Source organism: Micromonospora sp. NPDC047644 (assembly GCF_040704315.1).
Taxonomy (GTDB): Bacteria; Actinomycetota; Actinomycetes; order Mycobacteriales; family Micromonosporaceae; genus Micromonospora.
In genome coordinates, this window is record NZ_JBEYSY010000007.1 from 162,711 (window position 1) to 187,976 (window position 25,266).

The 25,266-nt window shown below is 72.5% G+C and carries 20 protein-coding genes; 14 read left to right on the plus strand and 6 right to left on the minus strand.

Annotation, left to right across the window (positions count from 1 at the left end; genetic code table 11):
- The first annotated feature begins 378 nt into the window (after positions 1 to 378).
- The 3 genes from AB0877_RS13570 (at position 379) to AB0877_RS13580 (ending at position 4,439) form a co-directional block, all read left to right on the plus strand.
- Positions 379 to 2,310, plus strand: coding sequence for a bifunctional adenosylcobinamide kinase/adenosylcobinamide-phosphate guanylyltransferase (locus AB0877_RS13570; RefSeq protein WP_366608853.1), 1,932 nt, complete (start codon positions 379 to 381; stop codon positions 2,308 to 2,310).
- Entirely contained in the window at positions 2,300 to 3,073 is a 774-nt protein-coding gene (locus AB0877_RS13575; RefSeq protein WP_366608854.1) for an adenosylcobinamide-GDP ribazoletransferase, read from the plus strand. The genes AB0877_RS13570 and AB0877_RS13575 overlap by 11 nt, the downstream gene beginning before the upstream one ends.
- A 67-nt stretch (positions 3,074 to 3,140) precedes the next feature.
- A complete protein-coding gene (locus AB0877_RS13580; RefSeq protein ID WP_366608855.1) occupies positions 3,141 to 4,439 on the plus strand; it encodes a DUF2314 domain-containing protein in 1,299 nt (432 codons plus the stop codon).
- A 198-nt stretch (positions 4,440 to 4,637) separates the two neighbouring features.
- Here the strand turns inward: AB0877_RS13580 and gcvT are convergent, their stop codons facing one another.
- The gene (gcvT, locus tag AB0877_RS13585; protein ID WP_366608856.1) at positions 4,638 to 5,768 is read right to left on the minus strand and encodes a glycine cleavage system aminomethyltransferase GcvT; all 1,131 of its coding nucleotides are present in this window, start codon (positions 5,766 to 5,768) and stop codon (positions 4,638 to 4,640) included.
- A gap of 162 nt (positions 5,769 to 5,930) precedes the next feature.
- Here gcvT and AB0877_RS13590 point away from each other — a divergent pair, with 162 nt between their 5' ends.
- Entirely contained in the window at positions 5,931 to 7,505 is a 1,575-nt protein-coding gene (locus AB0877_RS13590) for a leucyl aminopeptidase (RefSeq protein ID WP_366608857.1), read from the plus strand.
- A 44-nt stretch (positions 7,506 to 7,549) separates the two neighbouring features.
- On the opposite strand, the gene AB0877_RS13595 is transcribed toward AB0877_RS13590, so the two are convergent.
- Entirely contained in the window at positions 7,550 to 7,879 is a 330-nt protein-coding gene (locus AB0877_RS13595; RefSeq protein WP_112589164.1) for a hypothetical protein, read from the minus strand.
- A 178-nt stretch (positions 7,880 to 8,057) separates the two neighbouring features.
- Here AB0877_RS13595 and lpdA point away from each other — a divergent pair, with 178 nt between their 5' ends.
- On the plus strand, positions 8,058 to 9,449 hold the full coding sequence (gene lpdA / locus AB0877_RS13600) for a dihydrolipoyl dehydrogenase (RefSeq protein ID WP_366608858.1): 1,392 nt from the start codon (positions 8,058 to 8,060) through the stop codon (positions 9,447 to 9,449).
- Between the two features lie 67 nt (positions 9,450 to 9,516).
- Positions 9,517 to 11,349 carry a 2-oxoglutarate dehydrogenase, E2 component, dihydrolipoamide succinyltransferase gene (gene sucB / locus AB0877_RS13605; RefSeq protein WP_366608859.1) on the plus strand — a complete coding sequence of 611 codons (1,833 nt, stop codon included), beginning with the start codon at positions 9,517 to 9,519 and terminating at the stop codon, positions 11,347 to 11,349.
- 63 nt (positions 11,350 to 11,412) lie between these two features.
- On the opposite strand, the gene AB0877_RS13610 is transcribed toward sucB, so the two are convergent.
- A complete protein-coding gene (locus AB0877_RS13610) occupies positions 11,413 to 12,348 on the minus strand; it encodes an SDR family NAD(P)-dependent oxidoreductase (protein ID WP_366608860.1) in 936 nt (311 codons plus the stop codon).
- 151 nt (positions 12,349 to 12,499) lie between these two features.
- On the opposite strand from AB0877_RS13610, the gene AB0877_RS13615 reads away from it, so the two are divergent.
- The gene (locus AB0877_RS13615) at positions 12,500 to 13,837 is read left to right on the plus strand and encodes a low temperature requirement protein A (RefSeq protein WP_366608861.1); all 1,338 of its coding nucleotides are present in this window, start codon (positions 12,500 to 12,502) and stop codon (positions 13,835 to 13,837) included.
- A 101-nt stretch (positions 13,838 to 13,938) separates the two neighbouring features.
- Positions 13,939 to 14,433: a hemerythrin domain-containing protein gene (locus tag AB0877_RS13620; protein ID WP_366608862.1), complete on the plus strand. Its 495-nt coding sequence runs from the start codon at positions 13,939 to 13,941 to the stop codon at positions 14,431 to 14,433.
- A 35-nt stretch (positions 14,434 to 14,468) separates the two neighbouring features.
- Here AB0877_RS13620 and AB0877_RS13625 read toward each other — a convergent pair whose 3' ends face one another.
- A complete protein-coding gene (locus AB0877_RS13625; RefSeq protein WP_366608863.1) occupies positions 14,469 to 14,864 on the minus strand; it encodes a MerR family transcriptional regulator in 396 nt (131 codons plus the stop codon).
- A gap of 56 nt (positions 14,865 to 14,920) precedes the next feature.
- Here AB0877_RS13625 and AB0877_RS13630 point away from each other — a divergent pair, with 56 nt between their 5' ends.
- Both AB0877_RS13630 and AB0877_RS13635 read left to right on the plus strand, forming a co-directional pair.
- A complete protein-coding gene (locus AB0877_RS13630) occupies positions 14,921 to 15,910 on the plus strand; it encodes an aldo/keto reductase (RefSeq protein ID WP_366608864.1) in 990 nt (329 codons plus the stop codon).
- A 176-nt stretch (positions 15,911 to 16,086) separates the two neighbouring features.
- The gene (locus AB0877_RS13635) at positions 16,087 to 16,986 is read left to right on the plus strand and encodes a TIGR01777 family oxidoreductase (protein WP_366608865.1); all 900 of its coding nucleotides are present in this window, start codon (positions 16,087 to 16,089) and stop codon (positions 16,984 to 16,986) included.
- Positions 16,987 to 17,092: 106 nt separating this feature from the next.
- Here the strand turns inward: AB0877_RS13635 and AB0877_RS13640 are convergent, their stop codons facing one another.
- A complete protein-coding gene (locus AB0877_RS13640) occupies positions 17,093 to 18,328 on the minus strand; it encodes a PHB depolymerase family esterase (RefSeq protein ID WP_366608866.1) in 1,236 nt (411 codons plus the stop codon).
- 213 nt (positions 18,329 to 18,541) lie between these two features.
- Between AB0877_RS13640 and AB0877_RS13645 the strand changes: the two genes are divergently transcribed.
- The 3 genes from AB0877_RS13645 to lipB all read left to right on the plus strand — a co-directional run bounded on the left by AB0877_RS13645 (position 18,542) and on the right by lipB (position 22,447).
- Positions 18,542 to 20,374, plus strand: a complete 1,833-nt coding sequence (locus AB0877_RS13645) for a DUF2079 domain-containing protein (protein WP_366608867.1) — start codon at positions 18,542 to 18,544, stop codon at positions 20,372 to 20,374.
- A 57-nt stretch (positions 20,375 to 20,431) separates the two neighbouring features.
- Entirely contained in the window at positions 20,432 to 21,709 is a 1,278-nt protein-coding gene (locus AB0877_RS13650) for a hypothetical protein (RefSeq protein ID WP_366608868.1), read from the plus strand.
- A gap of 96 nt (positions 21,710 to 21,805) precedes the next feature.
- Positions 21,806 to 22,447, plus strand: a complete 642-nt coding sequence (gene lipB / locus AB0877_RS13655; protein ID WP_366608869.1) for a lipoyl(octanoyl) transferase LipB — start codon at positions 21,806 to 21,808, stop codon at positions 22,445 to 22,447.
- A 37-nt stretch (positions 22,448 to 22,484) separates the two neighbouring features.
- Here the strand turns inward: lipB and aspS are convergent, their stop codons facing one another.
- Positions 22,485 to 23,771, minus strand: a complete 1,287-nt coding sequence (gene aspS, locus AB0877_RS13660; protein WP_366608870.1) for an aspartate--tRNA(Asn) ligase — start codon at positions 23,769 to 23,771, stop codon at positions 22,485 to 22,487.
- 453 nt (positions 23,772 to 24,224) lie between these two features.
- Between aspS and lipA the strand changes: the two genes are divergently transcribed.
- Positions 24,225 to 25,220 (plus strand): lipoyl synthase, encoded by a 996-nt coding sequence (gene lipA, locus AB0877_RS13665; RefSeq protein WP_366608871.1) that lies wholly within the window; start codon positions 24,225 to 24,227, stop codon positions 25,218 to 25,220.
- The last annotated feature ends 46 nt before the right edge of the window (positions 25,221 to 25,266 follow it).

Consider the following 25,266-nt stretch of genomic DNA (forward strand, 5'->3'; position numbering starts at 1 on the left):
CCCTCGCCGCTGAAGTCCCCGTGGGACGAACCCCCGCCAGCGTAGTCGGCCCGGCGCGCAACGGCCGCTCGCTCGCCCCCTGCGGGGCCGACGGGGTGGATCAATCCGATCGACGCCGGCCGGTACGGTGGCTCGGTGCTGACCCGGGGCGTGCTGCTCGGCGGGGAAGGCTCGGGTAGATCTTGGACACTTTCCGTTCCGCGCTGACGGTAAGTGTCCAAGATTGCCAGCGGCTGCGGGTGCAGCGGGCCGGGGTCGCGCCGCATTCGGGTCGGGGAACTGGGCGCTTCCCCGCAATGGACGCGGAACGGACTTTCGATCTTCGGCAGGGTCGGGGCGACGTGCCCGGCCCCGAAGGATGAGAACTAAGGTACGGGCATGTCGGTAGACGGGTGGAACACGGTCCTGGTGCTCGGCGGTATCCGGTCCGGCAAGTCCGAGTTCGCCGAGTCCCTGGTCAGCGCCGCGCCGGTGGTCCGCTACGTCGCCACCGCGCCCGAGGGCGACCCGGAGGACACCGAGTGGGCGACCCGGCTGGCGGCGCACCGCGCCCGACGCCCGGGCAGCTGGACCACCGAGGAGACCACCGAGGACCCGCGCCGGCTGGCCGACGTGCTCGGGTCCGCGGAGCCCAACGAGCTGTTGCTCGTCGACGACCTGGGCGGCTGGGTGACGGTGCTGCTCGACCCGGACCACCAGCCCGCCGACGACGTGGCGACCATCGCCGAGCTGGCCGAGGCGATCCGCGGGTGTGCCGCCCGGGTGGTGCTGGTGAGCCCCGAGGTGGGGCTGTCGCTGGTGCCGACCACCCCGCTGGGCCGGGCGTTCACCGACGCGCTGGGCGCGGCCAACCGCGCGGTCGCCGACGCCTGCGACGCGGTCGTACTGGTCGTCGCCGGTCAGCCGGTCTGGCTCAAGTCGCCCGCCACCGCCACCGCTCCCGCCACCGAACCGTCCGCTCCCGTGACCGCGTCGACGGCCGCCGCCGCACCGGTCGTGGCGAGCCTGAGCGACAGCGAGCCCACCCCCGAGGTGCAGCTGCCCGACGTGCTGACTCCCACGCCGCCGGCCGCCCCGACCGCGGAGGCGGGCAACCCGTGGGCCGCGCCGACCATGGCGCTGCCGATGGTCTCCACCGGGCTGGTCATCCAGCCCGGCATGGAGCTGCCGATGCCCGACGAGTACGCCGGCCCGCAGGCGGTCGACCGGCTTGCCACGTTGGACGTACCGGGCGCGGGACTGGGGGTGTTGGACCGGGTGGTGGGCTTCGCCGCCGCCACCCAGGGCACCTCGACCCCCGTCGCCTGGGCCTCGGCGCGGGTGCTGCTGCTGCACGGCGACCACGCCGGTGGGGCGGCGGCCGGCACCGTCGCCGGTGAGTCGGCGCGCCGCGCCGCGCAGGCCCGCGCCGGTCAGGGCGCGTTGGCACGGCTGGCCGCCGAGAGCGGCGCGAGTCTCCAGGTGGTGGACACCCCGGCCTCCGCGCCGATCGAGGACCAGCCGGCCCTCGCGGCGGAGCAGGTCGAGTCCGCGCTGCGCTACGGCTGGCGGTTGGCCGAGCAGGCCGCCGACGCCGGCGTACAACTACTGGTGCTCGGCGCGTGCGGCGCCGGCACCGAGGCGGCGGCAGCGGCGGTGCTCGCGGCGACCGCGGGCGCGGAGCCGCCCTCCGTGCTGGGTCGGGTGATCACCGACTCCGGCGAGATCGACGACGCGGCGTGGATGATCCGCTGCGCGGCGGTGCGCGACGCCCTGCACCGCACCCGACGCTCGTCTCGGGGCGCCAAGGACATCCTGGCCGAGCTGGGCGGCGGAGACGTGGCGGTGGCCACCGGCGTGCTGCTCGGCGCCACCGCCCGGCGGGTGCCGGTGCTGCTCGACGGTCCGGTCGGGTTGGCCGCCGCAATGGTGAGCCGTGACCTGGCCGGGCAGGCCCGGCACTGGTGCCTGCTGGCCGACCACGGCGGCCACCCGGCCGTGCGGCTGGCCGCAGACGTGCTGGGCCTCACCCCGCTGCTCGACCTGCGGATGGATCTCGGCGAGGGCGCCAACGCGCTGGTCGCGCTGCCACTGCTGCGCTCGGTGCTGGCGTTGTCCGCCGCGCTGCCGGTGCACCCGTCGCTGGGCGGCACCGACGACACCGCCCCGGCCGACGACGAGCCGGAGTCCACCGACCCGAGCTACGCGGACCCGGATCTCACCGAGCCCGACGCGACCGAGCCCGACTTCGCCGAGCCGGAGCCGGCCGGGCCGGGCCCGGCCAGCACCGGGGCGGACGAGCAGCCGGCGTCGGGCTGGCGTGCCGGCTGAGCCACGGCTGCTCGCGGGAGCCCGGCTGGCGGTCACCACGTTCACCACGCTGCCGGTGCGGGCCGGGCGCATCGACCGCCCCGTCGCCGGAACGGCGATGGCCCTCGCCCCGGTGGTCGGCGCGCTTCTCGGCGCCCTGCTGGCCGGTGTGCTGCTGCTGGCCGGGGCGCTCGCCCCGCCGCTGGTGGCGGCCGGCGTGACCGTCGCCGTCGCCGCGCTGCTCACCCGGGGGCTGCACCTGGACGGGCTGGCCGACACCGTTGACGCGCTCGGCTCGTACCGGCGGGGCGCGGCAGCACTGGAGATCATGAAGAAGCCGGACGTCGGCCCGTTCGGGGTGGTCGCCCTGGTGGTCGTACTCCTGGTGCAGGCGGCGGCGCTCGCCGACCTCGCCGGTCGGTCCTGGCCGGCATGTCTCGCGGCGGTGGTCGCGGCGACCGCGGCCGGGCGGCTCGGTGTCACGGTGGCCTGCCGGCGGGGCGTGCCGGCGGCCCGGCCCGACGGCCTGGGCGCGCTGGTCGCCGGCACGGTCGGCCCGGTGGCGGTGGCCGCCGGCGCGCTCGCCGTCGTGCTGCTGGCGGTGCCCGCGGTGCCGGGCCGTCCATGGCAGGGGCCGCTGGCCGTCGTCGCGGCGATCGCCGTCGCGCTACCGCTGCTCAACCACGTGGTACGCCGCCTCGGCGGGATCACCGGCGACGTCCTCGGCGCGACCGTCGAGGTGGTCACCACGCTGGTCTACCTGGGTCTGGTGCTGTCCGGCTGAACCGGGCCCGGCGGGCCGGGTAGCGTTCGGCTCGACAACACCGGCGCGGCCACCGGGGGATCCCACAATGCTCATCACGGACGACTTCCTGCCCGTTCCGGTGCCGGAGTCGCTCAGCGCGACCTACCTGGTGCCGATGGCGGGGCTCCCGAAGGTCAGCGCGAAGACCGCGGTGGCGGCCCTGACCGGCCGGCTGGCCGAGCCGGTGCACGGGCTGGCCCGGCAGATGCTCGACAGCCCGCTGATGAGCGTCGACACCCGGCCGATCGCCGAGTTCCCCGAGCTGCCACCGGACCTGCTCACCGCGTTCGGTGCCACCAAGGAGCAGCTGGACCGGCTGGCGGCGGCGACGCACCTGGTGGTCGTACAGGCCGAGTACCGGCCCGGTTGGCCACCCGCGCACGAGTGGGCCGCGCGGGCGGTCGCGGCCGCCGTGGCGGAATCCGTCGGCAGCGACGTGGTGGACGTCTTCGGGCTCCAGTTCCTCGACCCGGCGACCGCGCTGCGCTCCCTCCCCGACGAGCAGGGCCGCATCCGACTCGTCGACTGGGTGCTGGTGCCGTACTCGTCGGACACCGAGGGCCTGTGGTTCACCACGAAGGGGTTGCGCCGCTTCGGTCTGCTGGAGTTGCAGACCCAGGGGGTGCCCGACCACCTCACCCGGGCCTGGGGTGCGGTGATGACCGGGGCGGCCCGCCGACTGCTGCGGGACTGGACCGACGGGCTCACCGGCGAGGAGGTGCCGGCGTTCGTGCAGCTGCCGGTGCTGGCCACGGTCACCGGGCACGACATCGCGGTGGCGTACGGCAACCCGGAGCAGCACGGCGCGACCGCCCCGGTGCTGCTGCGCCTCGAACTGGACCCGGCGACCGACCCGGAGGCCGACTCGTTCCTCAGCCTGCGCCCGCCGGCCGGGCACCCCGGCCCGGACGGGCGCTACTACGCCGCCGCCTGCGCGACCCTGTTCTCCGGCATCCAGCCGGACGTGCGTTACGCCCGCTCCGGTGACGCGATGAGCCGGGCGGTCGCCACCGCCCGGGCCGCGCTGGACGACGCCCGGGCCCGGTTCGTCGCCGGCCTCCTCCCCACCGAGTCACAGCTCGTGGTGAAGTACGGCCTGCCCGGAGACGACGGTCCGGAGTACGTCTGGGCGGGCGTCACGTCCTGGGAGACCCCGGAACGCATCGTCGGCGTGAGCGCCAGCGATGCCAACACCGACCAGAGCGTCCGCATCGGCGCTCCCGTGGTCGTGGAGACGTCCGACGTGGTCGACTGGGCCGTCCTGGACGCCACGGGCGTCATCGAAGGCGGCTGGACCCAGGCAGTCCTGGACTCCGGCGAACCCCCAACCCCCCAAACCCCCTAACCCCACCCAGCCCCAGCCCCGTGGCCCCAGCCCCGTTACCCGAGCCCCGTGACCCGAGCCCCGTGACCCGAGCCCCGTGACCCGAGCCCCGTGACCCGAGCCCCGTTGATCATGAAGTTATTGCCATGACTGCCGGCGTGTCGTGACAATAACTTCATGATCAACAACATCTGGGGCCCGGGGCGAGGCGGGGGCGGGTTACTTCACTGAGGGGGTTACGAAGGGGGGCTTGGTCAGGGTCAGGGGGGCTCGGCGGCCTCGGATGTCGATCTCGACCTCGTCGCCGTCGGTGAGGTTGGCGTCGGTGTTGAGCAGGGCCAGCGCGATGCCCTGCTTCCGCGTCGGGCTGAAGGTGCCGCTGGTCACGGTGCCGACCTGGGCGTCGCCCACGTGCAGGGTCATGCCCGGCCGCGGGATCGCCCGGTCGACGGCCACCAGGCCGCGCAGCGTACGCCGGGGGCCGGCGGCCTTCTCGGCGAGCAGCGCGTCGCGGCCCCAGAAGGCCGGCTTGTCCCAGCCGACCGCCCAGCCGGAGCGGGCCTGCACCGGGCTGATGTCCAGGGAGAGGTCCTGCCCGTGCAGCGGGTAACCCATCTCGGTCCGCAGCGTGTCCCGGGCGGCCAGCCCGCAGGCCCGCAGCTCGAACGCCGAGCCGGCGGCGAAGAGCGCATCCCAGACGGCGACCGCGTGCTCCGCCGGAACCACCAGTTCGTAGCCCAGCTCACCCGTGTAGCCGGTGCGGCAGACGGTCAGCTCCACCCCGGCCAGGCTCGCGGCGGAGAAGCTCATGTAGCCGTGCTCGGTGGGCAGGTCCAGGGCGGCGAGCAACTCGGCCGAGCGGGGACCCTGCACGGCCAGCACCGCGTACGCCTCGTGCTCGTCGGTGACTGTCACCTGTGCGGGCGCGGCGGCGCGCAACCGGCGCACCACCTCCGCGGTGTTCGCCGCGTTCGGGATGAGGAAGACGTGGTCGTCGGCGTAGAGGTAGGCGATGATGTCGTCCACCACACCGCCGGTGGCGTCGTCACAGCAGAGCGTGTACTGCGCCTGGCCGGGGCCGATCCGGCCCAGGTCGTTGCTGAGGCAGGAGTTGACGAAGTCGGCCGCGCCGGGGCCGCTCACCCGGGCCTTGCCCAGGTGTGACACGTCGAATACCCCGACCGCCGTACGCACCGCGGTGTGCTCCTTGAGCACCCCGCCGCCGGCGTACTCCAGGGGCATCTCCCAGCCCCCGAAGGGGGCGAACTTGGCGCCGGCGGCGGTGTGCCGCTCGTGCAGCGGGGAACGGCGCAGCCGGGTCGCGGCGGCGTCGGAGGTCACGTCGGTCATGGGTGGCAACTTACCGGGGGCAACGTCGCTGGTTAGCATCGGCGGGAGCCCGCTGGCGCTGTCGGCGGGACAGCCATGACGTCCGGCGGGTAGGTTCCGCCGGAGACCTTCACCGCTGGTACGCGACGCCGCGACCGGCCCGGCCCGCCCGGAGTAGCTTCAGTGACTTCACCCCGCACCACCAACCTGAGCCTGGTCGATACCGACCCGGCGGAGCTCGCCGTCGACGCGATCGTGATCGGCGTGCACAGCCAGACCGGAGAGCAGGGCGCCACCAGCGGCCTCGCCGGCACCCTGCTGCTGGCCAGCGGCGCGGAGAGCATCGCTGCCGCGTTCGACGGCAAGCTGACCGAGACCCTCGCGCTGCTCGGCGCGACCGGCGGGCCGGGTGAGGTCATCAAGCTGGCCACGCTGGGCACCGTGACCGCCCCGCTGGTCACCGCCGTCGGGCTCGGTCCGGAGCCGTCGGGTGCCGCTCCGGCCCCGGAGACGCTGCGCCGGGCCGCGGGTGCGGCGATCCGGGCCCTGGCGGGCGCATCCACCGTCGCGCTGGCGCTGCCGCTGCCGGACGACGCGGACGCGTCGGCCGAGCTGCGCGCGGTCGCGGAGGGCGCGCTGCTGGGTGGGTACCGGTTCGCCGGTTACAAGACCCGTCCCCAGCCGACCCGGCGCGAGCCGGTGACCGAGGTGCTCATCGCGGTGCCGGACGCCGGTGACGCGGGCGCCCAGGCGGAGGTCGTCCGGGCGCAGGCGGTGGCGGGCGCGGTCCGGCTCAGCCGGGACTGGGTGAACACCGCGCCGAACGAGCTGCGTCCGCCGTCGTTCGCCGACGCGGTCGCCAGCGCGGCGCGCGAGGCGGGCCTCGGCGTCGAGGTGCTCGACGAGGCGGCGTTGGCCGCTGGCGGGTACGGCGGCATCGTCGCGGTCGGGCAGGGCTCGGAGGCCCCGCCGCGGCTGGTGAAGCTCACCTACACCCCGCAGGGCGGCGGCAACGGCAAGCGGGTCGCGCTGGTCGGCAAGGGCATCACCTTCGACACCGGCGGCATCTCGATCAAGCCGGCGCAGGGCATGTGGGAGATGAAGTCCGACATGGCGGGCGCCGCCGCGGTGGGCGCGGCCATGCTGGCGATCGCCGCGCTGAAGCCGACGGTGGCGGTCAGCGCGTACCTGCCGATGGCGGAGAACATGCCGTCGGGCACCAGCTACCGGCCGGGTGACGTGATCACCATGTTCAACGGCAAGCGGGTCGAGGTGCTCAACACCGACGCCGAGGGCCGGATGATCCTGGGCGACGCCATGGCCCGTGCCTGCGCGGACGGCACCGACTACCTGTTCGAGACCTCCACCCTGACCGGCGGCCAGGTCATCTCGCTGGGCAAGCGGATGGCCGGCGTGATGGGCACCCCGCAGCTGTGCGACCGGGTGAAGGTGGCCGGCGACGCCGTCGGCGAGCCGGCGTGGCCGATGCCGCTGCCCGACGACGTGCGTAAGGGCATGGAGTCGGATGTGGCGGACATCTCGCAGGTCAACGCCGGGATGGACCGGGCCGGTCACATGCTGCAGGGCGGCGTGTTCCTGCGCGAGTTCGTGACCGACGACGTGGCGTGGGCGCACATCGACATCGCCGGGCCGGGTTACCACTCGGGCGAGCCGGTCGGTTACTGGACCAAGGGCGGCACGGGCGTTCCGGTCCGCACGCTGGTGCAGCTCGTCGAGGACGTCGCCGCCAACGGCTGACCTTACGGAAGAAGAGGGGCCCCCGGTCGATGCCGGGGGCCCTCTCAGTAGCGCTCGGGGCGACGTTTGCGGCGTTCGTTGAAGTCGCGCATCCGCTGCGGGTAGCCCATCAGCCGGACGTCGTAGACCGGGATGCCCATCCGGTACGCGAAGCGCCGGGCTCCGTCGGGGCCGTCGATGCGCCGACGGGTCCACTCTCCGTCGTCGGCGATCAGGATGACGGTGGTCTCGGTCACCGTCGTACGGGGTTCGATGTACGCCTCGACGCCGCGCCGACTCCGGATGAAGTTCTCCAAATGGTCCAGATCCCCACGACTGGCAGCACGGTCATGGCTCGGCACAGCCGCCTGTTTGCGGCGCCGGAACAAGCCCACCGGTTCTCTCCCCCACCGTGCGTCATCGACAACGGTGCCAAGGGTACGTGTCGATGACGTGTCGTTGGGCACCTCGGTACGCACCCTGTGCTCAGTGGTGACAAGATGACCGAGGTGGGGTGTGTCCGTGTTACACCTCTGTGACCCCCGATGCAGCGACGCGACCTGGGAGTTGGACGTGAGCGAGCCGAACGAAGCGACCTTCGACATTGTCATTCTCGGAGGTGGCAGCGGCGGCTACGCGACCGCGCTGCGCGCCGTCCAGCTGGGCCTGAAGGTCGCGCTGGTCGAGAAGGGCAAACTCGGCGGCACCTGCCTGCACAACGGCTGCATCCCGACGAAGGCCCTGCTGCACGCCGCCGAGATCGCCGACCAGGCCCGTGAGTCGGAGCAGTTCGGGGTCAAGGCCGAGCTGATCGGCATCGACATGGCCGGGGTCAACTCGTACAAGGACGGCGTGATCGCCCGCCTCTACAAGGGCCTGCAGGGCATGTTGAAGGGCAACAAGGGCATCACGATCGTCGAGGGTGCCGGCAAGCTGGTCGGCAAGAACGTGGTCGAGGTGGACGGCAAGCGCTACACCGGCCGCAACATCGTCCTGGCCTCCGGCTCGTACGCGAAGAGCCTGCCCGGCCTTGAGGTCGACGGCGAGCGGATCATCACCAGCGACCACGCCCTCACGATGGACCGGGTGCCGTCGTCGGTGATCGTGCTCGGCGGTGGCGTGATCGGCGTCGAGTTCGCCAGCGTGTGGAAGTCCTTCGGTGTGGACGTGACGATCGTCGAGGCGCTGCCCCGACTGGTCGCCGCCGAGGACGAGGAGTCGTCCAAGGCGTTGGAGCGGGCGTTCCGCAAGCGGAAGATCAACTTCAAGGTCGGCAAGCCGTTCGAGAAGGTCGAGAAGACCGAGGCCGGCGTCAAGCTGACCATCCAGGGTGGCGAGACTGTCGAGGCGGAGCTGCTGCTGGTCGCCGTGGGTCGTGGCCCGAACACCGCCAACCTCGGGTACGAGGAGCAGGGCGTCACGATGGACCGCGGCTTCGTGCTGACCGACGAGCGGCTGCGCACCAGCGTGCCGAACATCTACGCGGTCGGCGACATCGTGCCCGGCCTCCAGCTCGCGCACCGCGGCTTCCAGCAGGGCATCTTCGTCGCCGAGGAGATCGCCGGGCAGACCCCCGCCGTGATCGACGAGGTCGGCATCCCGCGCGTCACGTACTGCGACCCGGAGCTGGCGTCGGTGGGCCTCACCGAGGCCAAGGCCAAGGAGCAGTACGGCGCTGACAAGGTCAAGACGTACAACTACAACCTGGGTGGCAACGGAAAGAGCCAGATCCTCAAGACCACCGGCTTCGTGAAGCTGGTCCGGGTCGAGGACGGCCCGGTCGTCGGCGTACACATGATCGGCGCCCGGGTGGGTGAGCTGATCGGTGAGGCGCAGCTCATCTACAACTGGGAGGCGTACCCGGCGGAGGTCGCCCAGCTCGTGCACGCCCACCCGACCCAGAACGAGGCCCTGGGCGAGGCGCACCTGGCCCTCGCCGGCAAGCCGCTGCACGCGCACGCCTGATCATCCACAACCGCGGCGTCCGGCGACGGGCGAAGATCCCACCAGGGGAATGAAGGAGTCTCAGAACATGCCGGTATCGGTCACCATGCCCCGGCTCGGCGAGAGCGTCACCGAGGGCACCGTCACTCGCTGGCTCAAGCAGGAGGGCGACACGGTCGAGGTCGACGAGCCCCTGCTCGAGGTCTCCACCGACAAGGTCGACACCGAGATCCCGTCACCCGCTGCCGGCGTGCTGAGCCGGATCGTGGTCGGCGAGGACGAGACCGCCGAGGTCGGCAGCGAGCTGGCCGTCATCGCCGGTGAGGGCGAGTCGACCGGCGGCGGCGAGGCGGCCCCGCAGGAGCAGGCCCCGGCCGAGTCGGTCGAGCCGGCCGCCGAGCCGACGGCCGCCGCCGAGGGCACCGCCGACGAGGTGGCCCAGGACGAGGCCCCGGCCGAGACGCCGGCTCCGGCCGCCGCCTCGTCGGGCGAGGGCACCGCGGTGAAGATGCCCGCCCTGGGCGAGAGCGTCACCGAGGGTACCGTCACCCGCTGGCTGAAGCAGGTCGGCGAGACCATCGAGGTCGACGAGCCGCTGCTGGAGGTCTCCACCGACAAGGTGGACACCGAGATCCCGTCGCCGGTCGCCGGCACGGTGCTGGAGATCAAGGTCGCCGAGGACGAGACCGCAGCGGTCGGCGCCGACCTGGCGATCATCGGCGCTGCCGGCGGGGCCCCCGCCCAGGCGCAGCCCGAGCCGAAGGCGGAGGCCAAGCCGGCGCCGAAGGCCGAGCCGAAGCCGGAGCCGAAGGTCGAGGAGCCGACGCAGGGCGCCTCGTACAGCGAGCCCGCCGCGGAGACCGAGAGCTCGACGCAGCCGGCGAAGACCGAGCAGGCCGCGCAGCCGGCCGCGTCGACCTCGGCGCCGGCACGCCCGTCCGCTCCGGCGCCGGGCGCCGGCGAGGAGGCCGCCGGGTACGTGACCCCGCTGGTGCGCAAGCTCGCCGCCGAGCACGGTGTGGACCTGTCCGCGCTCAACGGCACCGGCGTGGGTGGTCGGATCCGCAAGCAGGACGTGCTGGAGGCGGCCGAGAAGGCGAAGGCCGCCAAGGCCGCGCCGGCCCAGGCCGCTCAGCCGAGTGCCGCGCCGTCGGCCGCTGCGGCGAAGCCCGCCGCCAAGCCGGAGCCCAGCGCGAAGCGGGGCACCACGGAGAAGCTGCCGCGGATCCGGGCGACCATCGCCAAGCGCATGCAGCAGTCGCTGCACGAGACGGCTCAGCTGACCACTGTCGTCGAGGTCGACGTCACCAAGGTCGCCAAGCTGCGGACGAAGGCCAAGGACTCGTTCCTGGCCAAGCATGGCGTGAAGCTGTCCTTCCTGCCGTTCTTCGCCCTCGCCGCCATCGAGGCGCTGCAGACCCACCCGATCATCCAGGCCAGCATGGACCTGGAGGGCGGCACGATCACCTACCCGGCAGCCGAGCACCTCGGCATCGCTGTGGACACGGAGCGCGGTCTGCTCGTACCGGTCATCCACAACGCCGGTGACCTCAACATGGGCGGCATCGCCAAGCGGATCGCCGACCTGGCCGAGCGCACCCGGGCCAACAAGATCACCCCGGACGAGATGGCCGGGGCGACCTTCACGCTGACCAACACCGGCAGCCGGGGCGCCCTCTTCGACACCCCGATCGTGCCGTCGCCGCAGTCGGCGATGCTCGGCACGGGTGCCGTGGTGAAGCGTCCGGTCGTGGTGAACGACCCGGAGCTGGGCGAGGTCATCGCCGTCCGGTCGATGGTCTACCTGGCCATGTCGTACGACCACCGGCTGATCGACGGTGCCGACGCGGCCCGCTTCCTGACCGCGGTCAAGGAGCGGCTGGAGGGCGGCAACTTCGAGTCGGAGCTGGGCCTGGCCTGATCCGCCGAACGACGAGAAGGGCGCCCCGGTCATCGGCCGGGGCGCCCTTCGGCGTTCTGGTGCTCAGCTCTTGAGCAGGGCGGTGGAGACCTGCCAGAGTCGCTCGGCGGCCTCCGGGTCCAGCGCGTAGTCGGCGACCCCGGTCCGCTGGCCCGGCTGGGCGGGCGCGGCCTCCTGGCAGTCCTCGAAGTAGCGCCCACCCACCTCGTCGAGCAGCGGTGATGCGGCGACCAGCACGGAGGTGGCGGCGCCCTGCTCGACGGACTTCCAGGCCGCCGCGTTGCCCGACCGGATCCGGTCCAGTTCCTCCTTGCTCACGTAGCGCTGCAGGTTGGTCTGGATCGCGCCGGGCATCAGCGAGTTGGTGTAGATGCCGTCGTCGGACCAGCGCCGGGTCGCTTCCACGGCGAACAGCACGTTCGCCGTCTTGGACTGCCCGTACGCCTGCCACGGCTCGTACTCCCGCTTGTCGTACTGGATGTCGTCGAAGACCACCGGCGAGCGCAGGTGGGCGGCGGAGCTGACCGAGACGATCCTGGCCCCGTCGCCGGCGGCGAGCGCCCGGCGCAGCCCGTTGGCGAGCGCGAAGTGCCCCAGGTGGTTGGTGGCGAACTGCATCTCCCAGCCCTGCGGTGTGCGGGACAGCGGTGCCGCCATGATCCCGGCGTTGTTGACCAGGATGTGCAGGGGGCCGTCCCAGTTCGCCACGAAGTCGGCGATCGAATCCTGGTCGGTGAGGTCGAGCGGGGCGACCAGGACCCGGTCGTTGCCGGTGGTGCCGGTGATGTCGTCGGCGGCCCGCTGACCCGCGTCCGGGTTACGGACGGCCAGGGTGACCCCCGCGCCGGCGCTGGCCAGGGCGCGCGCGGTCTCCACGCCGATCCCGGAGGACCCGCCGGTGACGATCGCCCGCCGCCCGGCGAGGTCCACGCCCCGGATCACGTCCATCGCGGTGGAGTGATGGGCGAACGAGGTGGTGATCGGGTTGTTGGTCGTCATTGTCCATCCTTGTCCGGGGTGGGCGGACCGACCGGCCCGCTGCGGGAGGCCGTGGCCCCGGTGTTTCCCCGACCCCGGCCGGAGTAACGCCGGGCCCTGTCACCCTCGCCGTTCGGCCTCCGACCAGCCCGGACGCTGCCAGAGTGGGATCGTGGGCGGCTACCGGCGGCGTGGACAGCTGGGACCTGCCGTCCCGATCGCCCCGGGCGCCCGGGTGGACAAGTTCGAGGTCTTCTTCGACCTGGTCTTCGTCTTCTCGTTCTTCATCATCACCCGGGCCACCGCCGCGAACATCACCGGTCGGCAACTGCTGCACGCCGCCCTGGTGCTCGCCGTGCTCTGGTGGATCTGGGTGGTGCACAGCCTGGTCGCCACCCGGGTCCGGCTCGGCGAGGGCTACGTCCCGGTGCTCATGGTCATCGCGATGGTCGCCCTGTTCGCGTTCGCGTTGGCGCTCCCGCAGGCGTTCAGCGACCCGAAGGGGAGCGCCGCCGGCCCGATGTTGGTGGCGATCAGTTACGTCGTGGTCCGCGGCATCCACTGGATCCTCTATCAGCACGTGGTGCGGGACAGCCCACAGGAGCGGCGGCAACTACGGCGCTTCGCCCCGGAGCTGGCGGTGAGCATCGTGCTGCTGCTGGCCGCCGCGCTCATCCCGCCGCAGATCACCGACCCAGACCAGGCTGCCCTGGTGCGCGACGGGCTGTGGATCGCCGTGGTGGTGGTGCAGTACGCCACCGGCTTCATCGTCGGGACCTGGGGCTGGGGGGTGACCAGCGCCGAGCACTGGACCGAGCGCTACGACCTCATCCTGATCATCGCGCTGGGCGAGTCGATCATCTCGACGGGGGTGGGCGGCAACCTGCTCGGCAAGCCGGTCACCTGGCCGGCGGTGGCCGCCGCCGCGCTCGGCATCGTGGTCACCGCAGCCCTCTGGTGGGCGCACTTCGACTTCATCGGACCGGCCGCCCGGATCGCCCTGCACGCGGCGGAGGGCGGCCCCCGGGTGGCGATGGCCCGCGACGCGTACGCGTACGCGTACCTGCCGATGATCGCCGGGGTGATCCTCTTCTCGATCGGCAACGAGCAGATCCTCCACAAGATCACCGACCCGGCCGGCGGGATCGCCGAGAAGATCGAGGGGCCGGCGACAGCGATGTTCTTCGGCGGTCTGATCTGCTATTTCGCCGTCAATCTGCTCTTCCAGTTACGCACCCTGCACACCGTCATCTGGACCCGCATCGGCGTCATAGTGGTTCTCACGGCGGCCCTTCCGTTCGGCCAGCACCTGCCGGCGCTGGGCGTGCTCACCCTCGCGACAGTGATCTGCGTGGCGCTGGTGGCCGTGGAGGTGATGGTGATGGCGCAATCGCGGCACGCCCTGCGGGCCGCCGTCTTCCAGGAGCGGACCAGCCACGAGGCCCATGAGGCCGCCTGGCGGGCGCGCTGGCACGACGTCGAGGAGACCGACGAACCAACCACGCCGTGATTCCCGGGTTCGGGGGCGTGGCCCTCCGGTCCTAGACTTCGGCGTAGCGTCGCAGTGCACCCGGCCCGAAGGCCGCCGTGGGCATGGAGGCGCGGGACAGCATGGGACGACACGTGCACCCCACCGGTTCGCCGGCCGGCCGGCTCGCCGCCGTCGGCAATCAGATGATCGAGATCCACCTCTGGCTCAGCGCGGAGCTGGCCCGGCTGCAGGCAAGCCTCGACACCCCATCGCGGGACCTGCGGGCACACTGCCTCACCTTCTGCGCCGCCCTCGGCCGACACCACACCGGTGAGGACGCGGGCGCGTTCCGGCTGCTGGCCGAGGAGGCTCCCGAGCTGCGCCCGGTCATCGACAACCTGATCACCGATCACGAGGTGGTGGCCGGGATCCTGGAACGGGTCGAGGCACTGCTGGGCGGCGACGCGGCGGTGCCGGTCGCCCAGGTTCGCGCCGAGCTGGCCGGGCTCGCCGCTCTGCTGGAGTCGCACTTCCGCTACGAGGAGAAGCGGCTGGTCACCGCCCTGAACGCGCTCACCGGTCGCACCGGAACGACAGAGGACCTGCTCGGCCTGAGCACGCCCGGTTCCCCCTAGCCGGCCCGCTCGGCCTGAGCGCGCACAGGTGTCCGCTAGCCAGCCTGCTCGGCCTCTGCGCCCGGGGCGACCAGGGGTTGTCGCTCGTAGAAGCTGATCTTTTCCCGGAGGTGGTCGTACTGGCGCTGGAGCAGGCGCATCTGCTCCTCGACCCGCGCCGCGTGGTGGCACAGCAACTCGTGCCGCTCGTCGGTGGTGTGCTCGCCGTCGCGGGCCAGTTGCGCGTAGCGGCGCATCTGCGCGATGGGCATCCCGGTGTCGCGCAGGCAGCGGAACAGCACCAGCCAGCCGAGGTCGTCGTCGGTGAAGACCCGCTGCCCGCCCGCCGTGCGCTCAACGTCCGCGAGCAGGCCGATCTTCTCGTAGTACCGCAGGGTGTCCAGGCTGAAGCCGCTGCGGCGGGCGGCCTCCGAAGGGGCGTAACCGCTCATCTCGCGAGATGGTAGCGCTTGACCTGGAGCGCGCTCCAGGTTGGAGGCTGGTGACCATGACGACGACACGGACGCTGGGACGCAGCGGCATCACGGTGAGCGCGATCGGAATGGGGTGCTGGGCTATCGGCGGCCCGCTCTGGGGTGACGACGGGCAGCCGTTCGGCTGGGGTGAGGTGGACGACGACGAGTCGATCCGCACCATCCACCGGGCGCTCGATCTCGGGGTGACCCTGTTCGACACCGCCAGCAACTACGGTGCCGGGCACAGCGAGCGGATCCTCGGTCGGGCCCTGGCCGGGCGCCGGGACAGCGTGGTCATCGCCACCAAGTTCGGCAACGTCAGCGAGGAGAGCACCCGGCGGGCGCTCGGCACCGACGCCAGCCCGGCCTTCGCGGTACGCAGCCTGGAAGACTCGCTGCGCCGGCTCGGCACCGACCACGTCGACCTCTACCAACTGCACATCAACGCACTGCCGGTGCCCGCCGCGCTCGACCTGGTCGACACCCTGGAGGCCCTGGTCGACCAGGGCAAGATCCGGGCGTACGGCTGGAGCACCGACGACCCGGCCTCGGCGGAGGCGTTCGCGACCGCCGGGCCGCACTGCGCCGCGATCCAGCACGACGAGTCGGTGCTGCGCGACAACGCGACGGTGCTGGCGGTCTGCGACAAACACGACCTGGCCAGCCTCAACCGCGGCCCGTTGGCGATGGGGCTGCTCACCGGGTCGACCCGGGCGGTCGGGGCGGACGACGTGCGCGGCCGGGCACCGGAGTGGCTGGAATGGTTCACCGACGGCAAGCCGACGCCACGCTGGGCGGCCCGGGTCGACCAGGTCCGCGCGGCGCTCACCGCCGACGGCCGCACCCTGGCCCAGGGCGCGCTCGGCTGGCTGCTGGCGCGCAGCCCCCGTACCGTGCCGATCCCCGGCCTGCGCACGGTCGCCCAGGCCGACGAGAACCTCACCACCCTGGAACTGGGCCCGCTGAGCCCCGAGTCCTACGCCGAGGTGGAACGCCTCCTACCCGACCTCCGCACCCCCTAACCCCAGCCCGCCCCCGCCCCCGCCCCCGCCCCCGCCCCCGCCCCCGTCGATCTTGCACTTTGTGTGCCGGCAAAAGGGGTGTAGCCCGACATTACGGCGACCGTAAGTGCAAGATCGGCGAGGGGTGGGGGCGGGCAGGTGCGTCCGAGGGCGGGGGTTTGGACGAAGATGGGGGTATGCGGATCCTTCTGGCCGGCGCGTCCGGCTTCCTTGGCACCCGGCTGGCCGACCTGCTCGTCCGCGAGGGGCACGAGGTCACCCGACTGGTCCGTCGAGGGCCGGGCGGGCCGCGACAGCAGTTGTGGGACCCGGCAGCCGGGCAACTCGACCCGGCCGTGGTCGCCGAGGCCGACGCCGTGGTCAACCTGGCCGGCGCGGGCGTCGGCGACAAACGCTGGAACGACGACTACCGGCGATTGATCCGCACCAGCCGGGTGGACACCACCACCACGCTGGCGACCACGATCGCCGGGCTGGCCGCCGCGGACCGGCCCCGGCTGCTGCTCAACTCCTCGGCCGTCGGTTGGTACGGCAACACGGGCGACCGCGCGGTCGAGGAGGACGCCCCGGCCGGCGAGGGTTTCCTGGCCGACGTCTGCCGGGTGTGGGAGGCCGCGACCCGTCCGGCCGAGGACGCCGGTGTACGCGTGGTCCGGCTGCGTACCGGCCTGCCGCTGCACCGTGACGGCGGCCTGCTCAAGCCACAACTGTTGCCGTTCAAGCTCGGCATCGCCGGCCGGCTGGGCAGTGGCCGGCAGTGGCTGCCCTGGATCTCGATGGCCGACTGGCTGGGCGCGGTCCGTTTCCTGCTGGACCGCGACGACATCGCCGGCCCGGTCAACGTGGTGGGCCCGAACCCGGTCACCAACGCCGAGTTCACCCGCGAACTGGCCCGGCAACTGCACCGGCCGGCGGTCATCCCGATCCCCGCGCTGGCGCTCAAGGTGGCCCTCGGCGGCTTCGCCCACGAGGCCCTCACCAGCACCAGAGTCCTCCCGAGCGTCCTCACCCGAGCCGGCTACCCGTACCACCACCCCACTCTCCCCACCGCCCTGACCGCAGCCCTGAAGGACTGACCAGGAGACTCCGTCGATCATGAAGTTATTGCCACTCGCCTCGGCGTGTCGTGGCAATAACTTCATGATCAACAGGGGGGATCGGGGGAGGCGGGGGGAGCGGGGGTCAGCAGCCGATTACCCAGTGGTTGGGGGCGGTCTGCTTGAGGGTGCTGGTGTAGAACGTGTTGTAGAGGCCCATCCGCTGGTTGGAGCCGTTGGCGTAGGCGTAGCCGCCGGACTGGTACGCCCGACCGGCCGCCACGTGCGCGTAGTTGCTGGCCGTCACGCAGGTCGGCGGCGTGGTCGGGGTGGCCGTCGGGGTCGGGGTGGGGGTGGCGGTCGGGGTGGGGGTGGCCGTCGGGGTCGGGGTCGGGTTGGTCCCGCCGCCGTTCAGACCGAAGAAGAGCGCGTCACGGTACGCCGAGCAGATGGTGTCCAGGAAGTACGCGCCCGCGGTGCCGCACTGCTCGGCTGCCGAGCCCGGGTCGACCGGGGTGCCGTGGCCCATTCCGGAGATCCGGTAGAGGCGTACGTCGTCGTTGCCGTACACCTCCAGGCTGGTGTTGCCGGGCAGCGACGAGGTGCTGGTCGGGGTCTGCGACACGCCTCGCACGTTGGTCCACTGGTCGCGGGACTCGGTGCCGTTGAGCGGGGTGACCGTGGTGTCCGAGGTGCCGTGCCAGATCGCCACCCGGGGGCGCGGGCCGGTGTAGCCGGAGTACGCGCCGCGCACCAGGTCGCCCCACGCGGCCGGGGTCTTGTCCGCACCCGGGTTCATGCAGCTGAAGGCGTTGACCATGCTGGTGGCGCAGCGGTACGGGATCCCCGCGATGATCGATCCGGCGGCGAACACGTCCGGGTAGGTGGCCAGCATGACCGCGCTCATCGCCCCGCCCGCGGAGAGCCCGCTGACGTAGACGCGGGAGCCGTTCACCCCGTAGTTCGTCTTGGCGTGGTCGACCATCTGCTTGATCGACAGCGCCTCGCCCTGGCCTCGGGTGGTGTCTGCGGCCTCGAAGAAGTTGAAGCAGGAGTTGGCGTTGTTGCCGGACGGCTGCTGGGCGACGATCAGGGCGAACTTCCACTGGTCGGCGTACTTCTGCCAGCCGGAGTTGGCGAAGTAGCCGGAGGCGTTCTGGACGCAGCCGTGCAGGAGCACGACGGCCGGGGAGTTGGCCGGCAGGTTGTCCGGCCGGTAGGCGTACATGGCGAGGTTGCCGGGGTTGGAGCCGAACCCGGTGACCTGGGTGAGGGTGGCGGCCTGGGCGGGGGCTGCGACGGCGACCGCGCCCGTGACGGCGAGGGCGAGCCCGGCGACCGCACCGAGCAGCCGGGTGAGAGTGGACGGGGAGCGGCGCACGGCGGGCCTCCTGGAAGGGGCAGACTGTGAACTGGGTCACTGTCGGGTTGCCGAGACGTTACGACGATGTGTCGCCGCTATGACATGGGGCACACTCACACATTCACGACGAACGTTGTGTACGCCGAACCCCGCCCGCCGTCGCCGTACCGGAACCGACGACAACCGCCGGTCTGACCGGAGCGTCCAGGTCCGGTTGGTAACGTCCGCTGCGTGCCGTCCTCCCCGTCGCTGGCCACCGGGCCTGCCCCCACGTCACCGCCGCGCGCCGTCCGGGACCGCCGGGCCGACCTGATCGTCGTGCTGGTGGCGCTCGCGCTCGCCGTCTGGGTGACGAGCGGGCTGTGGCGGGACCCGAACACCCGCACCATCACCGTCAACTCCAGCGACCAGGCGCTGTTCGAGTGGCTGCTGGCCTTCGGCGGGCACGCGGTCACCCACTGGGACAACCCGCTCTTCACCTACCTGATCAACGTCCCGGACGGGGTGAACCTCGCGGTCAACACGACGATCACCGTGTACGCGGTGGTCTTCGCCCCGCTCACGTACCTGATCGGGCCGCCGGCGACGTTCCTGGTGATCCTCACCCTGAACCTGCTCGCGACCGCACTGGTCTGGTACTGGCTGCTCTCCCGGCACCTGGTCCGCAGTCGGCTGGCGGCCGGGGTCGGCGCCCTGTTCATCGCCTACTCCCCCGGCATGGTGTCGCACGCCAACGCGCACCTGAACTGGACCGCCGGTTGGCTGGTGCCGCTGCTGATCTGGCGGCTGTTCGCGCTACGCCGCCCCGGGCACTGGCTTCGGGACGGGGTGATCCTCGGCGTGCTGGTGGCGGTGGCCTTCTCGATCGCCGCCGAAGGGCTCTTCTTCACCGCGCTGGCGCTGGGGGTGTTCGTCGCCATCTGGGCGCTGCACCCGGCCAACCGGGTGGAGGCCCGCGCCGTGCTGCCCACCTTCCTGCGCGGGCTCGGGGTGACCGCCGTGGTGGCCGGCGTGCTGCTGTCGTACCCCCTGTGGTTGCACTTCGCCGGGCCGCAGCGGTTCCACGGCACCGGCTTCGACCCGGTGATCCACTCCGAGGACATCGCGGCGTTCGCCGCCTTCCCGCGTCGCTCGCTGGCCGGCGAGGCCGGGTTGGGCACCTCGTTGGCGCCGAACCCGACCGAGGAGAACTCGTTCTTCGGCATTCCGCTGCTGGTGCTCACGGTGGTCTGTTTCGTCGCGCTCTGGCGTCGGGCCGACCCGCACCGCCGGGCCACCCTCTGGGCGCTGGGCGCCCTCGCGCTGATCTTCACGGTGCTCTCCTTCGGGCCGGTCGCCAAGGTCGACGGCCGACGTACCGACCTCCCCATGCCGTTCGACCTGGTCGGACAGTTGCCGGTGGTGAACGCCGCGCTACCGGCCCGGCTGGCGCTGGTGGTCGCGCCCGTGGTCGGGCTGTTGCTGGCGTACGCCGTCGACCAGCTGCGGGCCGCGCCACCCCGGCACCGGTCCACGGAGTTGGCGTGGCTGCTCGGCTTCGCGGTGGCCCTGGTGCCGCTGCTGCCCACCCCGCTGCTGACCGACGAGCGGGAGCCGATCCCGCGCTTCATCACCTCCGGCACCTGGCGGGACTACGTCTCGCCCGACGGGGTGCTGACCCCGGTGCCGCTGACAGTGGACATCTACCCGGACGGCCAGCGGTGGCAGGCGTACGCGCTGTCGCACCGGCAGGGCGAGTTCGCCATCCCGGGCGGCTTCTTCCTCGGGCCCGGCGGGCCGGACGGGCGGGGCCGGATCGGTCCGGTGCCGCGCACGCTCAGCGCGTTGATGGACCAGGCCGGCCGCACCGGGCTGGTCCCCATCATCACCGACGGAACGATCCGGGAGGTCCAGTCGGACCTGCGGCACTGGCGCATCGAGACGGTGGTCCTCGCCGACCAGGTGCACGGCGCGAAGTTCGAGGTCGACGAGGAGGCGCTGCGGCGTACCGGCATCGCCCTGTTCGGTGAGCCGCAACGGGTCGACGACGTCTGGCTCTGGCGCATCCCGCCCACCGATCGGTAGTCCGCGACGCGGCCGGTCGGGGCACCACGACCGGCCGTCATCGCGTCTAATGGGCCGATGGAATCGACCGGCGGGCGACTGCGGCGTGCCGCGGTGGCCGGGCTCGCGCTGGGGCTCGTCGCGCTCAGCGCGCCGGCGGCCACGGCCGCCGACAGCCCCGCCACGGCCGCGAGCCGCACTCTCACCGACAGCACGGCCGGGGTGGTGCCGAGCCGGGTGCGCGACCCGTGGCTGTGGCAGGCCACCGTCGGGCAACGCCCGGCCGGTCCGGCCGCGTTGGTGTTCTTCACCGACCGCACCCGCTATTTCGAGTCGACCGGCGTCCTGGTCGCCCGGGACGGCGCGTACCGGCTCATCCCGATCGGCATGGCGGAGGGGCACGGGTTGCTCTCCCCCGACGGGCGCCACTACCTGCGGCCGCACTCCGGCGAGTTGCTGGACCTCACCACCGGCCGGCAGCGCCGCACTGTGAAACCCGGGCTGCACCCGTTCGCCTGGTCACCGGAGGGGCGACGCGTGCTCGGCACCCGCAGCAACGACGATCACGTGATCAGCTACGGGCCGGACAATCAGCAGCTCAACGACCCGGAGAAGCCCGACGACCTGCTCGTCGTCGACCCGTACCAGGGCACCGAGCAGGTGGTCGCGGCCGGCACCTTCGCCGACCACACCAAGGCGGCCTGGTCCCCCGCCGGCGACCTGGTGGCGGTCACCGGCTCGCCGGACGTGCCTGCCCGGCTCGCCGAGCGGCAGCGACTTGTGGTCCTGGACCCGACCGGCGGCGGTCCTCGCTGGCAGGTCGACCTGGGCGACCGGCGGATACTGGCCGGCCCCGCCGCCTGGCATCCGGACGGCCGGCGGCTCGCGCTGCTCGCCTTCGACGGCTGCGCCGGGCCGCGGTGCACGGCCGAGCAGGTGGCGGCGCGCAGCTGGCGAATCGAGTTCCTGGACGCGACCACCGGTCAGGCGGTCGGCCGGGCGCTGCCGGCCGGCACCTCGGTCAGCGGGATCGTCGGCTGGCGCGGCGACGACCCGCTCCTGCGCTATGTCAACAGAACGGAGGCGGACACCGACCGGCAGGCCGTTCTCGCCGCGCTGTCGCCCGAGGGCGGTCGCGAGGTGCTGGTGACCACGCCGGTCGGGTCGACCGACCTGATGGTGCCGGGCGACCTGCTGACCCGGGCGGCGTTCGGTGGGCCGGAACCCCGACCGTCACCCTTCGCCGCCCCGATCTGGGTCTACCTGACGCTGGCCGTGCCGGCGCTGCTCGTGATCGCTCTCATCGTCCGCCGCGTCCGTCGTCACCGCGCCGCGACGGGCCCTGCTGCGCCGTGACAGCCAACCGCCGAGCGGCACCGCGACCGGCTGACCTGGTCCTCGTGAGGCGGCTCACCAGGGATGATCGCCCCGGACGGGACTAGGCTGGTTGCCGTGACAACGACGACCCCCGGCCTGACGGCCGTCCGTGCCGGTCTGCTCGACTACCAGGCCGCCTGGGACGAGCAGCGGAGCCTGCACGAGTCGGTGGTGGCTGGCGAGCGTGGCGACACAGTGCTGCTGCTGGAGCACCCGAGCGTCTACACGGCGGGCAAGCGCACCGAACCGTGGGACCGGCCCATGGACGGCACCCCGGTCGTCGACGTGGACCGTGGCGGCAAGATCACCTGGCATGGGCCGGGGCAGCTCGTCGGTTACCCGATCCTGCGCCTGCCCGACCCGGTGGACGTGGTCGCCTACGTGCGCCGGACCGAAGAGCTGCTCATCGACGTGTGCGCCGAGTTCGGGCTGACCGCCGGCCGGGTCGAGGGGCGCAGCGGGGTCTGGGTGCCCGAGGACGACCGGGGCCCGGCCCGCAAGGTGGCGGCCATCGGCATCCGGGTGGCCCGGGGCGTCACCCTGCACGGCTTCTCGATCAACTGCGACTGCGACCTGACGTACTTCGACCGGATCGTGCCGTGCGGCATCCGGGACGCCGGCGTCACCTCACTCACCGCTGAGCTTGGTCGGCCGATCAGCGTCGCCGACGTGCTTCCGGTGGTCGAACGCCGACTCTCCACCCTCATCACGGTCTGAACGACGGCCCCCGACGTCACCGCCGGGGGCCCCTCGCTCACGGGGTCAGGCGGTGCAGGTCACGGGGGAACGCGGTGACCTCGCGGACGTTCGCCGCGCCGACCAGCCGGGCCACGAACCGTTCCAGACCGATGGCGAAGCCGCCGTGCGGCGGCATGCCGTGCCGGAACGCGTCCAGGTAGCCGGCGTACGGCTCGACCGGCTCGCCCCGGGCCGCCAACGCCGCCAGGTAGTCGGCGTGCCGGTGCAACCGCTGCCCGCCGGTGACCAGCTCCAAACCGCGAAACAGCAGGTCAAAACCGTTCGAGTACGCGGGCCGCGCCGGGTCCGGGTGGGTGTAGAAGGGCCGCTTGGCCATCGGGTAGCCGGTGACGAACAGGAAGTCCGACCCGTGTTCGCGGCGGGCCCACTCGCCCAGCGCCCGTTCGTGGGCGGGCGCGAGGTCCGGCTCATCGGCGGGCGCGCCGGCGATCGTCAGCGCCTCGGTGAAGTGCACCGCCGGGATCTCCGCCGGCACCTGCGGCGGCGTGACGCCGAGCGTGGCCAGTGCGCCGCCGGCCCGCTCGCCCACGGTGCCGAGCATCCCGGCCACCGTGTCGCGCAGGACGCGCATCACGTCCCGGTGGTCGCCGACGAAGCCCAGCTCCGCGTCGAGCGACGTGTACTGCGCGAGGTGCCGGACCGTGTCGTGCGGTTCGGCCCGGAAGACCGGCCCGACCTCGTAGACACGTTCGAAGACGCCGACCATCACCTGCTTGTAGAACTGCGGTGACTGGGCCAGGTAGGCGGGTCGACCGAACCAGTCCAGCGCGAACACGTCCGCGCCGCTCTCGGTGCTGGAGCTGACCACCTTCGGCGTGTGGACCTCCACGAAGTCCTGGGCGTCGAGGGCAGCCCGGAACCCGGCCACCGCGGCCGCCGAGATCCGCAGGGCGGCCGAGCGGGTGGGGTGCCGCAGCGCGGTGGGCGCGTTGTCGAGCTGGGTGGGCAGGCTCGCGGTGAGTGCCGGCCGGTACAGGTCGAACGGCGGCGGCACGGCGGGCGGCCCGAGCGGACGTACCGTCGGGTCGGTCAGCTCGACCCCGGCGGGCGCCGTGCCGTTCGCGGTGGCCGTCGCGGTGACCTCGACGGCCGTCTCTTCGGTGAGTTTCTCCAGCTCGGCGCGGACGGTCGGGTCGGTGACTACCACCTGGGTCAGGCCGGTGGCGTCCCGCACGATCAGGAAGGCCACCGACTTGAGCAGTCGGCGACGGTGCACCCAGCCGGCGATCCGCACTGTCGTGCCGACGTGCGCGGGCAGGTGGTGGGACAGGGTTCGTTGCATGGCGAGTTGCTCCTCGGTCGATCGCCACGCCGTCGCCGCCCCGGGGTGGCGAAAGCGTCGCATCAGCCCCAGGGAGGTGTGGGCGAGCGGGATCCTCGCGGTGCCACCACACCTTCGCCCCCGCCGGAGCGGGGGCCTCGTTCGTCGCCTGATGACCGGGGCCAGCCGGGCGGGCTCTACTGGGCGCGGAGGGCCCGCGGCCGTTCTTCCCGCAGCTCGGGAGGGTCTTCACGCCCCGGCGCCAGACCGCCTCTCAGCACCGGCGGCTCTCTGCACTGGCGGGTCGGGGGCTACTCGGCTCCGTCGTCGCTGTTGGCGGTGACCGTAGCACCCGAATCCCTCTCGTGTGACGCACATTTTCGACACCCCGGTGTCCGGCGTCACAACGTTTGGGGCGTGACGCCGGTCGCCTGACGCACATAGACGGCTGCCGTCCGGCGTAGGCTCATTTTCGTGACGATCGAGCACTCCGCGCCGACGACCGGCCAGGCAGCGCGCACCGCAACGGCGGCCCCCGAGGGGCGGCGTCTGCTGCGGATCGAGGCGCGTAACGCCGAGACGCCGATCGAGCGCAAACCGCCATGGATCAAGGTCAAGGCCAAGATGGGCCCGGAGTACACCCAGTTGCGCGGGCTCGTCTCGCGCGAGGGGCTGCACACCGTCTGCCAGGAGGCCGGCTGCCCCAACATCTACGAATGTTGGGAAGACCGGGAGGCCACCTTCCTCATCGGTGGTGACCAGTGCACCCGGCGCTGCGACTTCTGCCAGATCGACACCGGCAAGCCGGCCGAGTTCGACGCCGACGAGCCGCGCCGCGTCGCCGAGTCGGTGGTCTCGATGGGGCTGCGTTACGCCACCATCACCGGTGTCGCCCGTGACGACCTGCCCGACGGCGGTGCCTGGCTGTACGCCGAGACCGTCCGACAGATCCACGCGTTGCAGCCTGGCTGCGGCGTCGAGCTGCTGATCCCGGACTTCAACGCCGTCCCCGAGCAGTTGGCCGAGGTCTTCGGCTCCCGCCCCGAGGTGCTGGCCCACAACGTGGAGACGGTGCCGCGCATCTTCAAGCGCATCCGGCCGGCGTTCCGCTACGACCGCTCGCTGGACGTGATCCGGCAGGCCCGCGCCGACGGCCTGGTCACCAAGAGCAACCTGATCCTGGGCATGGGCGAGGAGCGGGCCGAAGTGTCGCAGGCCCTGCGCGACCTGCACGACGCCGGCTGCGAGCTGATCACCATCACCCAGTACCTGCGCCCCTCGCCCCGCCACCACCCGGTGACCCGCTGGGTCAAGCCGGAGGAGTTCGTGGAGCTGCGCGAGGAGGCCGAGGAGATCGGCTTCGCCGGGGTGATGAGCGGGCCGCTGGTGCGTTCGTCGTACCGGGCCGGCCGGCTCTACCAGCAGGCCATCGACGCCCGCGCCGCCGCCTCGGTCGCCACCGCCAGCTGACGTCGCCCGCAGCGCCGCGCGGCCGTTCCGCGTCCGGGTGTCATGA